The organism is Candidatus Blochmannia ocreatus (assembly GCF_023585745.1).
GTDB classification, from domain to species: domain Bacteria; phylum Pseudomonadota; class Gammaproteobacteria; order Enterobacterales; family Enterobacteriaceae; genus Blochmanniella; species Blochmanniella ocreatus.
This window is the reverse complement of sequence record NZ_CP097762.1, coordinates 128,906-141,473: the sequence shown is the minus strand read 5'-3', so window position 1 is coordinate 141,473 and position 12,568 is coordinate 128,906. Positions and strand designations below refer to the sequence as shown.

Annotated in this window: 9 protein-coding genes; 5 read left to right on the top strand and 4 right to left on the bottom strand. The window is 27.0% G+C overall.

The genetic code is table 11. From position 1 onward, the window contains the following. Positions 1-5: 5 nt before the first annotated feature. The 4 genes from murE to rsmH form a co-directional block, all read right to left on the bottom strand. Entirely contained in the window at positions 6-1,463 is a 1,458-nt protein-coding gene (gene murE / locus M9405_RS00585) for a UDP-N-acetylmuramoyl-L-alanyl-D-glutamate--2,6-diaminopimelate ligase (protein WP_250223351.1), read from the bottom strand. 61 nt (positions 1,464-1,524) lie between these two features. Beyond that, the gene (gene ftsI / locus M9405_RS00580; RefSeq protein WP_284345873.1) at positions 1,525-3,231 is read right to left on the bottom strand and encodes a peptidoglycan glycosyltransferase FtsI; all 1,707 of its coding nucleotides are present in this window, start codon (positions 3,229-3,231) and stop codon (positions 1,525-1,527) included. Positions 3,232-3,285: 54 nt separating this feature from the next. Continuing rightward, the gene (ftsL, locus tag M9405_RS00575; protein ID WP_250223349.1) at positions 3,286-3,597 is read right to left on the bottom strand and encodes a cell division protein FtsL; all 312 of its coding nucleotides are present in this window, start codon (positions 3,595-3,597) and stop codon (positions 3,286-3,288) included. A gap of 5 nt (positions 3,598-3,602) precedes the next feature. Further along, positions 3,603-4,550 (bottom strand): 16S rRNA (cytosine(1402)-N(4))-methyltransferase RsmH, encoded by a 948-nt coding sequence (gene rsmH, locus M9405_RS00570; RefSeq protein WP_250223348.1) that lies wholly within the window; start codon positions 4,548-4,550, stop codon positions 3,603-3,605. Positions 4,551-4,969: 419 nt separating this feature from the next. Here rsmH and leuA point away from each other — a divergent pair, with 419 nt between their 5' ends. The 5 genes from leuA to lptD all read left to right on the top strand — a co-directional run bounded on the left by leuA (position 4,970) and on the right by lptD (position 12,552). Beyond that, a complete protein-coding gene (leuA, locus tag M9405_RS00565; RefSeq protein ID WP_250223347.1) occupies positions 4,970-6,523 on the top strand; it encodes a 2-isopropylmalate synthase in 1,554 nt (517 codons plus the stop codon). Between the two features lie 19 nt (positions 6,524-6,542). Beyond that, entirely contained in the window at positions 6,543-7,646 is a 1,104-nt protein-coding gene (gene leuB, locus M9405_RS00560; RefSeq protein ID WP_250223346.1) for a 3-isopropylmalate dehydrogenase, read from the top strand. A gap of 4 nt (positions 7,647-7,650) precedes the next feature. Then, entirely contained in the window at positions 7,651-9,057 is a 1,407-nt protein-coding gene (gene leuC / locus M9405_RS00555; RefSeq protein WP_250223345.1) for a 3-isopropylmalate dehydratase large subunit, read from the top strand. Positions 9,058-9,091: 34 nt separating this feature from the next. Next, a complete protein-coding gene (gene leuD, locus M9405_RS00550) occupies positions 9,092-9,682 on the top strand; it encodes a 3-isopropylmalate dehydratase small subunit (RefSeq protein WP_423775040.1) in 591 nt (196 codons plus the stop codon). A 455-nt stretch (positions 9,683-10,137) separates the two neighbouring features. Next, positions 10,138-12,552: an LPS assembly protein LptD gene (lptD, locus tag M9405_RS00545; RefSeq protein ID WP_250223343.1), complete on the top strand. Its 2,415-nt coding sequence runs from the start codon at positions 10,138-10,140 to the stop codon at positions 12,550-12,552. Positions 12,553-12,568 lie beyond the last annotated feature (16 nt).

The window sequence follows — 12,568 nt, the reverse complement described above, 5'->3', positions numbered from 1 at the left end:
CACATTTATTTTTTTAAAATTTTTTTGACTACATTTCTATCAGAATATTTCAGATGATTATTGCCAATAATTTGATATGTTTCGTGACCTTTCCCGGCAATTAAAATTATATCATTGGGATGTGCAGTTTTAATGGTTGTTTCTACCGCCAGTTTCCTATTTGTAATGATTTTATTTTTTTTAGAATATCTTACATGATGTAAGATATCATGTATTATAGATTCTGGATCTTCGGTTCTTGGATTGTCATTAGTAATAATTACACTATCAGCGTAAATCTGCGCTATGTATCCCATTTTAGCTCGTTTGTCATGATCTCTGTCACCACCACATCCAAATACACACCATAATTTTTTACGACAATGATATTTTCGTATTGCAATTAATATTTTTCTTAATGCATCAGGAGTATGTGCGTAATCAACTATTACCATTGGATATTTATCAGAATAAAACATCTCCATTCTACCACATACAGGTTTTAAATGAAATGATGTATTTATTAATAAAGCTAAAGGATAGCCTAACATTAATAATGTACCTAAAGCTAATAATAAATTACTTACATTAAATTCTCCTAACAATTTACTGTGAAGTATTCCTGTTCCCCAACTAGACTGGAACAGTATTTCTGTACTAGCTATATGATAAAATATTTTTTTTACACTTATCCATTTACCTTCCCAAAAATCTGGTAATTTATTTTTTATAGTTATTGCAACTGCTTGAGGTAGATAATGTAACCAATGACATCCAAAACTATCATCAGCATTAATAATATATTTTTCCACACGTAATTCACTAAATAAACGCCATTTAGCCAATGAATATTGGCTAATATCATTATGATAATCTAAATGATCATGGCTAATATTTGTAAAGACTGCAGCTTTAAAATACAAATCATCTACACGATATTGTGTTAAACCGTGTGAAGATATTTCCATAGCAACAGATTTAATATTATTTTTAACAAATTTTGCTAATATTTTTTGCACATCAACCGCAGAACATGTTGTATTATAAGATGGTAATATATTATCTAATGTTCCATTACCTAATGTACCCATAATAGCAGTTTTTTCACCTAACAATCTCATCCAATCAGCTAATAAATATGTTGTAGTAGTTTTTCCATTAGTGCCAGTTACACCAATTACGTTTAAAGATCGGGATGGATGACGATAGAAATTTCCTGCTATATTAGATATATATTTGCGTAACTGAGTAACATTAATTATAGGAATTGAATTAGATTTAAAATTAATTGTTTTATTTATGATATTAAATGATTCTGATAAAATTACCGGAGCACCCTTATTAATTGCACAATCAATATATAAAGTCCCATCAGTTTTATCACCTTTAACTGCTATAAATAAATTTCCTGGTAAAACATTACGACTATCCAATTGTATACCAGTAAATGCATAATTAATAAAGTTTTCAGAAAAATATGACATAATTAATTAGTTTATTTAAAAATAAAAACATTTACTATTTTATAGTAAGACAATTCACATATTATTGTGAAGTATCTGGAGCTACATTCATAATTTTTAATGTTTTACCCATAACTGCACTAAATACTGGAGCAGATACTGTACCGCCATAATAATGACCATTTTTAGGTTTATTTATTACAACTACTAAAGCAAATCTAGGGTCGCTTGCCGGAGCTATTCCAACGGTATATGCAACATATTGATTAATATATTTACCTTCCGATCCAACTTTTTTAACAGTACCAGTTTTTACCGCAACTCGATATCCTCTAATTGCTGCTTTATGCCCACTATTACCAGGAGCGGATATACTCTCCATCATATCTATAACAGTACGTACCAAAGCTTTTGGAAATACAGGCTTTTCCGAACTCTGTTTCATAGAAACAGAATTAATTCGTACAATAGACAATGGTTTAGGTATCCCCATGCCACCTATAGTAGCATAAACCTTAGCTAATTGTAATGGTGTGATCATTAATCCATATCCATAAGAAAATGTAGCACGTTCTATATTTGACATATATCTATTATATATTGGGTATATTCCTCTGCTTTCTCCTACTAAACCTATATTTGTAGCTTTACCCATTCCAAAATTAGCATATATTTTTATTAAAGTTGTTTCAGGCATAGCAAGTGCTAATCTAGACACACCAACATTACTAGATTTTTGCAATATTTCTTGAACAGTTAATTGATCATGATATACAACATCTTTAATTCGATAACCATCTAATATGTAAGGAGCGGTATTAATTACAGTATTTTCCTTAATTATTTTATGTTGTAAAGCAGCCATAATAACTATAGGTTTTACCGTTGAACCCGGTTCAAATACATCAGTAATAGCTCGGTTACGCATAATATGTTGAGTAGCAGTGGATAAATCATTAGGGTTATAAGATGGACTGTTTACCATAGCTAAAATTTCACCAGTATTGATATCTATAAGCACTAAACTTCCAGATTCCGCTTTATTATTATATATAGCATTATTTAATTCATTAAATGCTACGTACTGTATATGTTCATCAATACTGAGTACAATATTTTTAGGATTTTGACTAGTTTTCACGACAACTTCTTCAACTATTCTACCATATTTATCTTTACGTATTATTCGTGTTCCTGGCTTACCTGATAAGTAAGCATCAAAACTTTTTTCAACACCTTCAATGCCCTTATTATCTATGTTTGTTATCCCTATTAGATGCGCAGTAATGTGTCCAGATGGATAATATCTTTTCGATTCTTTTTGTAAATATACTCCTGGCAATTTAAGTTGATTTATACATTGATAAATTGAAGAATCCACTTGTCTTGCTAAATAAAAAAAATGTCCCGTATTATTCTGAGAAATTAAAGAAACTAATTTATTGAGTGGTATTGATAATATTGTAGATAATTTTGTCCAATCGTGTATATTTTTAGAAACTCCACCATATTTTATTACTTCTTGTGGGTCTACACAAACAGAATATGCTGGTATACTAATAGCTAGTAAACGACCCATACGATCAGTGATTAAGCCTCGGGTTATTGGTATACTTTGTATACGCAAAGAACGTATATTTCCTTCTTTAATTAATTTTTTAGACTGAACAACTTGTAAATAAGTTAATCGTGCAAATAAAATAATTAATATAAAAAACATGAAGTTATACAATAAATTAAAACGTTTTTTAATTGAAATTATTTGAAAACAATAATATACAATTTTCATATAATATAATTATATAATTATAATTATTTACATTAAAAATTAAAATAATATATATTAATTTAATATATTATTTTGCATTGATTTTACATAGCACATACCCAACGTATCTGTAGCTATACGTTCAATACGTCTCTGATGTGACAATATCTTCTCTTCAAGAATTAAATTCCGCCATTCAGTATCTAAATTTTCTTTTTTTAAGAATAGTGCTTCCCTATGCATAATTAAACATCTAGTTTTATAAGTGACTAAGACCACTAACATTGCTGTTATTAACACTGATAATAGTAAAAAAATTTGCAATACTCCAAAATATCTAATATCTTGATAGATAATACTGACAAGATTATATTTTGCTGTTTTCATAATATTTAAAGAATTAATTTTTCTGCGTAACGTAATATCGCGCTACGAGCACGTATATTATTTTTAATTTCTTGTTTTTTAGGTATTAATTTACCCATATTTTTTAATTGATGTTTATTGTAAAAAATATTCAAAATTTGACACTGTGTTAAAGGTAACTTATGAGGTATAGAAACTTCACTACTATGTTTACGAATAAAATGTTTGACCAGACGATCTTCAAGTGAATTAAAACTAATTACCACTAATCTTCCTTTAGGAGATAAAATATTTAATGCATCATTTAATATTTTCATTATTTCTTCTAATTCATTATTGATATATATTCTGATTGCTAAAAAACTTTTAGTAGCAGGATGCTTGTGAGCACTATAATGTGGGATATTATCACAAATTAACTTAGACAAAACTACAGAATTTACTATAGGCTTGTGCGTTCTGTATTTAACTATTACTTTAGAAATATTATTAGCGAATCGTTCCTCTCCAAACATTTTTAATACTGTAGAAATTTCTTTTTGCGACGCCTTTGCTAACCATTTAGCGGCGGATATTCCTGTGTTAATATCCATACGCATATCTAATAATCCATCTCTCATAAATGAGAATCCTCTACTACTATCGTTTAGTTGTAGTGCACTTATCCCTAGATCTAATAAAATTCCGTCTATAACACCAATCAATCCCATATGTTTAATATGTTGATATATTTTAGAAAATTCACTATGTATAATAGTAAATCTTTTATCCTGTTCTGCAATATTTTTTCCAATTTTTATAGATAACCAATCTCTATCCATTCCAAATAAATGTCCTGATCTAGTTAATTTAGATAGTATTAATTTGGAATGTCCACCGGCACCAAAAGTGCCATCTATATATATTCCAGTAGATTTGATATTTAATGCTTGTATAGATTCATTTAATAATACACTATCATGCTCATTATACATATATAACACACATAGTCTCTTACTAAATTGTATTACAGTTAATACATTGATTTAGTTATTTTTTTAATAAAATACTTATTATATAATAGTGTATATTTCATCATAGACTATGTCTATAAAAATATATAAAATTGTGATATATTTACTGTTTTATATACTAATAATGGTAATAATTTCTTATAACACCAGTTATTAATTATTTAATATAACTAAATATAAAAAATTTAATTTTAAATACATTACAATATTTTTAATAAAACCGAAACCATAACATTCATAATTAATAATATTTAATAAATTTACTATAATAAATTATATTTAATTCTATAGTGTTACTAATTAACAGTAAATATTAACAATAATAAATATACATTATATACGTATGTTTTGCGCTATAATTTATAAAATATGGATGCGTTATGAATCAAAAAATAATTATTTTTGATACAACTTTAAGAGATGGTGAACAAGCTTTACAAACTAGCTTAGGCGTTAAAGAAAAACTACAAATTGCTTTTGCTTTAGAACGATTAGGAGTAGATGTAATGGAGGTAGGGTTTCCAGTCTCTTCTCCAGGAGATTTTAAATCAGTACATACAATTGCTCAAAAAATAAAAAATAGTTTGGTATGTGCTTTAGCTAGATGCACTGAAAAAGATATTGATATTGCAGCAGCAGCATTACATTTGGCAGATAATTTTCGAATTCATATATTTCTACCGACTTCAGAAATACATTTACAATCTAAATTAAAAAAAAATTTTGATCAAATTATAGAAATGACTACACATGCAATACGGTACGCAAGAAAATATACCGACAATATAGAATTTTCTTGTGAAGATGCTGGACGCACCAATATAGATAACTTATGCCGTATTGTTGAAATTGCAATTAAATCTGGAGCTAATACAATTAATATTCCTGATACAGTAGGTTACACAACGCCATATCAATTTGGAAAAATTATTACATCTTTATGTAATCGTGTTCCTATTATTGATAAAGCAGTAATTTCGGTACATTGTCATGATGATTTAGGTATGGCAGTTGGCAATTCAATTACTGCTATACAATCAGGAGCTCGTCAAATTGAAGGCACCATTAATGGTATTGGAGAACGCGCAGGAAATGCTGCTTTAGAAGAGATCGTTATGGCGATTAAAATAAAAAATGATATTTTAAATGTATATACGGATATTAAACATAAGGAAATTTACAGAACTAGTCAAATAGTTAGTAAATTATGTAATTTACCTATTCCTACTAATAAAGCAATAGTTGGAGAAAATGCATTTTCCCATTCTTCTGGGATTCATCAAGACGGAGTATTGAAAAATAGAAAAAATTATGAAATTCTAAAACCAGAAAATGTTGGAGTAAAAGAGGTCAAATTGAATCTTACATCTAGATCTGGAAGAGCAGCTGTGAAATATCATATGAAAGAAATGGGTTATCAAAATAATGATTATGATATGGATAAATTATATAAAGATTTTTTAGAATTGGCAGATAAAAAAGGTCAAGTATTTGATTATGATTTAGAATCATTAGCATTTATTACTACTCAAAAAAAATATGTAGAATTTTTTAAATTAAAAAATTTTTATGTAACTTCTAATTCTGCTGGTATCGCTACTGCTTCAATACAATTATATTGCGGTAAAAAAATATGTACTTATTCAGCTAATGGAAATGGTCCTATAGCTGCGATTTATTCGGCGTTAATTTATATCACCAAAGTACCTATTAATCTAGAAAAATACCAAATTAGAGCTAAAGGACATAATCCTAATACATTAGGACAAGTAGATATTATCGTATCATACAAAGATCGTAATTTTCATGGAACAGCATTATCGGCAGATGTGATTGAATCTTCTGTAACCGCTATAATTAATGTATTAAATAATATTTGGCGTTCCGAACAAGTAATAATTAAAAAATTTCTTAAAAAATATAATCATAAATAACATGGAAATATAAACATTTATGAATAAAAATTATTATCATATTGCCATGTTACCAGGAGATGGCATTGGCCCAGAAATTACAAGACAATCTTATAAAATTTTATCAGTTATAAAAAATGAATTTAAAATTAATATTATTACTACAGAATGTAAGGTAGGTGGTGATGCAATTAATCATACCGGCACGCCGTTACCTGATAGCACTTTAAAGTGTTGCCAACAATCTGATGCAATATTACTTGGAGCAGTGGGTGGTCCACAATGGGCTCATTTAAAGGGATTAAAAACACCAGAACAAGGTTCTTTATTAGCTTTAAGAAAATATTTCAATTTCTTTATTAATTTACGGCCAACATACTTACCAGGTACATTAAGATCACTATCTCCTTTAGATATTAAAATCATTCCTCGCGGAATTAATATTATATTCATAAGAGAATTAATTGGTGGTATTTATTTTGGTAAACCTAGAGGACGCTTCGGGGAAGGCCCAAATGAATACGCTTTTGATACAACAATTTATCATCGTTTTGAAATAGAACGCATTACACAATTTGCGTTTAAATTAGCCCAAAAAAGACATAAGCATCTATTTTCTATAGATAAAGCTAATGTATTATGTACTTCTACTTTTTGGAGAGAAATTGTATCAGAAATTTCAAAAAATTATCCAGATGTAACATTAGAACATTTATATGTTGATAACGCTAGCATGCAATTAATTAAAGATCCATCTAAATTTGATGTTATTTTGTGTCCAAATTTATTTGGAGATATTTTATCCGATGAATGCGGTATGCTAATCGGATCTATTGGAATGCTACCTTCCGCTAGTATTAATGAATTTAATTTTGGGTTATATGAACCTGCAGGAGGATCTGCGCCAGATATTGCAGGAAAAAATGTTGCCAATCCTATAGCACATATTTTATCCTTAGCATTATTATTTAGATATAGTTTAAAACTAAATTATATTGCATTAGCTATCGAAAATGCAGTATTTCAAGCATTAGAATTAGGATATAGGACAATTGATATTGCAAAAGATTGTAAAACCAATATAATTGGTACTAATGAAATGGGAGATATTATAACATCATTACTGAAAAAACGAGAAAAATAATAATATGTGCAAATCTTTATATCAAAAATTATATGATTCACATATAGTATATGATAATAAGAATGATATTCCAATATTATATATTGATCGACATTTATTGCATGAGGTTACTTCACCCCAAGCTTTTGAGGCATTAAGATCTAAAAAACGTTTGGTGAGACAACCTAATAAAACTTTTGCTACTATGGATCATAATGTTCCCACTATTAATCTTTTAGATACTAGCAAAGTAGCCAAAATACAATTAGACACACTTACAAAAAATTGTAAGGATTTCGGAATTACATTATTCGATTTATATCATCCATATCAAGGTATTGTGCATGTGGTAGCACCAGAACAAGGTTTGACATTACCTGGTATGACTATAGTATGCGGAGATTCTCATACTTCTACTCATGGTGCTTTTGGGGCATTAGCTTTTGGTATAGGTACTTCAGAAATAGAACATGTATTAGCCACACAAACTTTACGACAGATGCAGTATAAATCTATGCAAATAAAATTATCTGGTTTTGTGCCAAAATATACTACAGCTAAAGATATAATTTTAGCAATTATTGGTAAAATCGGTCATGGAGGTGCATCTGGTCATGTAGTGGAGTTTTGCGGAGATGTTATTAAATATTTGACTATGGAAGAACGTATGACGCTTTGTAATATGGCTATTGAAATGGGAGCTATTTCAGCATTAATAGCTCCAGATCATATTACTTATCAATATTTAAAAAATCGTAAATTTTCTCCGTCTGGAGAAGATTGGAATAAAGCTGTATTATATTGGAACACTTTATATTCTGATAATGACGCTGTTTTTAATAAAAAATTTAATTTTGATGTGTCTAAAATTAACCCCCAAATAACTTGGGGAACTAATCCAAGTCAGGTAATATCTATTGATCAGCCTATTCCATCTTTAGAATCATTTATAAATCCTGTTGAACGTGATGCTGCTAAACGCGCGTTAAATTATATGCGTCTTAAACCAAATATGTATTTAACTGATGTTTCTATTGATAAAGTATTTATAGGTTCATGTACAAATTCACGTATAGAAGATTTACGTTTGGCAGCAAATATAGTTAAAGGTCATTATATTTCTAATAATATACAAGCATTCGTAGTTCCTGGGTCTAAAATAGTAAAAAATCAAGCAGAAAAAGAAGGAATAGATAAAATATTTATACGATCAGGATTCGAATGGCGATCACCTGGTTGTTCCATGTGTTTAGCGATGAATGACGATCGACTTAATATAGGGGAACGTTGTGCTTCTACCAGTAATCGAAATTTTGAAGGACGTCAAGGTCGGGGGGGATTAACGCATTTAGTCAGCCCCACAATGGCAGCTGCTGCTGCGATTTCTGGTCATTTTATAGATATAAGAGAATTTGTAAAAAAAATAACATAAAAACATCTACTATACTATGTTTACTAGGTATACCATGCAACATACTGGAGTAGTTTTACCACTTAATATAGCTAATATTGATACCGATAATATCATTCCAAAACAATTTTTACAAGAAATTACTCGTATTAATTTTGGACGATATTTATTTTTTGATTGGAGGTTTACCGACAAAATCGGAAAAACACTAAATTCTAATTTTATACTTAATAATCCAATATATAAAAATTCCAGTATTTTATTGACTCAAAAAAACTTTGGATGTGGTTCATCACGAGAACATGCAGTATGGGCGCTTAAAGATTATGGATTTAAAGTAATAATAGCGCCAAGTTTTTCAGATATTTTTTATAAAAATAGTCTTATTAATAATTTATTTCCTATAATTTTATCTGAAATAATAGTAAACAATTTGTTTATAGATATATTTAAAAAACAAAAAGCACAAACTTTTACCATAAATTTATCTGAAACAACCATTGTCACGGAAAAAACACAATATTTCTTTAAAATTAATAATTTTTATAAGTATTATTTTAATACACTAGATAGTATTGATGTAACTTTGCAGCATGATTCCGAAATCACAAAATATGAAAATAACCAATTGTCATATTTAAAATAAATATAAATTAAAACTTTTTTAAATTACACAATATATAATTATACCACATATCATGTTGTTGGTTTCTTTATATAGACTGGCTTATTAAATTTTTGCTTAACAAAATTCTAATTATAATAGTTTCATATAAATTAAATAATAGTAAAATACCTTAAAATAATATGAAACAACTGTTATTAACATGGTGTTATTTCAGTATTTATATACTCCACAATAAAACTATTGTAATATGGTGCTGTTAATACATTATATATTTATATGAGAATTTTCTTTAATAAACAAAAATATTAAATTTACAATATTTAGTCTTATACTTTTAATAATTCATATACTTATATGCACTAATAATAATATTACCAGTAACAATTGAATACTAGTGTATCTATTATTAGAATATAATATATGTAAATTTCTATATTACAACTGTGACGTGTTATCTCATCCTATAAAAATTAATGTTATTAAATATATATCAAAATAATTTATTTGATAATACCAAATATTTTTATGAAAAATTTATTATCAAAACAATTTTTTTTATATTTTATATCACTTTTAATGTTGTAAGTTATGCGTCTTCCAATTATGCACAGCATCAAATTTTCAATAATTCTTTCTCTATAAATAAATCAATTTATGTATACTCTGATGAGTTAGATATACATTTTTATGATAAAAAAATTCAATTATCCGGAAATGTTAATATCAAACAAGATCATAGTACTTTACTGGCAGATAAATTAATAATTTCTTATAATGAAAATATTAAATTATTGTGTGACACAATACATGCCTATGGGCATGTAAATTACAACAGTAATTATATTGCAATAACAAGTGCACAAGCATTAATCAATTTAAATAACAAAAATATAGATTTTTATCAAGGAACATATCATTTATTAAATTCTCCTGTTCATGGAAACGCAAATTCTATTATACAAAGAAAAAACAATCGTTACACTATTCTAAAACAAGGGAAATGCACATCTTGCATTATAAATGATGATTACTGGAATATCACAGGATCACAAATGATTTATGATCGTTATAAACAAAAACTAGATATTTGGAATGCTTGCATTAGAATTAAAAAAATACCTATATTTTATAGTCCTTTTTTTTCAATATCCTTAAAAAAAGATAGTAAATTAAAACAATATATACCTACTATTAAATATAGTAGTAAAAATGGATTAGAATTTAAAATCCCTTATCCTATTATTAATAATGTTTCAAAATATTACTCAGGAATTATTTCTCCATGTTACTCAGCTCATTCTGGAATAACGTTGGAAACACAATTAAACTATTTTCTTTTTCCAGGAAAAGGATCATTAATCCTACATTTAAATAACAACAAAAAATTACCAAAAAAAAATGCTCATAACAAAAAAGAAATAAATAAATTTTGGCAATTATATTGGAATCACAAGGGTTTTATGAACAAATATTGGCATTTTAATGCTGATTATCTTTCATCTATAAACTCAAATAACAATATTAAAAATGTTTGTACACCAAAATATAGCAGTATACATAATAATACTATTAATCAAAAAATTTTATGTAGTTATAATAAAGAAACTTGGAATGCTAATTTAGCTTATCTTGGTTTTACCGGTGTTAAAGACGCAATAAAAAAACAATATCCTAATTATAGAGCTGCGCCACAATTAGAGTTAAACGCATTATGTTATAGTAGTAACACACAAAAACAATTATTTGAACTAAAAATATTTAGTCAAATAACACAATTTATACCCACTAATTATTATTTTCCAAAAACAATTCGAATACATTTAGAACCCAAGTTAAATTTTTCAATATATAATTATTGGAACAACCTTAATACGGAAGCAAAATTAAAAATTACACATTATCAACAAAACAACATAAATTTTTATAATCTTCAACATACAGCATCTCACTTAAAGCATATAATTAATCGTATTGTTCCGAAATTTAAGATTAATGGTCAAATGGTTTTTGAAAGTAAAAAAAATTTATTTAATAAATATAAACATTTTTTAGAACCACGGATACAATATGTCTACATACCGTATTCTTTTCAAGAAAATATTGGTATATATGATACTAGTTTTATTCATAGGAGTTATAAAAATTTATTTTATGGAACCACATACAGTGGATTAGATCGTATTGCACCTATGCATCAAATTATAGGAGATATTACTTTCCGATATTTTAATAAAATACAGCAAAAAGAATTATGTTATATATCTATAGGGCAAGTTTTTGACATCATTAATTATAATTATAAATCTTTAAAAATCATTAGATGTAGGGACAAAGAAAAATCAAATAACACATTTTTTTTAAGCACCGGATATTTTAATATTAATAAAAATTGGCATATGAATTCTGAAATATATTATCATATATATAATCATATAGTACCGTTTGGAAATATAATATTAGAATATGTCGGAAATAATAATCAAGTCTCACAGATACAATATAAATATTTAAATAAAAAATATTTAAAATGTATATTACCACACTGTGATGAATCAATTTATCATAATACAATATCTCAATTGGGAATACTTAATTATTTTCCAATTATTGATAGCTGGAATATAAGTATTTCTCATTATTATAATTTAAAAAATCACAAAAGTATCGATCAAGCAATAGGAATACAGTATTATACTCCATGTTGGAGTATAAATATGGAATTTGAAAGAAATATTATTGATTGGATCAAGCTATCAAATCGTAATATTTACGATAATAAAATAAAATTAAATATTAGACTTTATAATTCTTTAGAAGATTGTCAATCTAACCCATATAAAATGTTAAAAACACAAATGTTTCCATATCAAAAAATACATTTTATATAAAATATAAATAAATTAT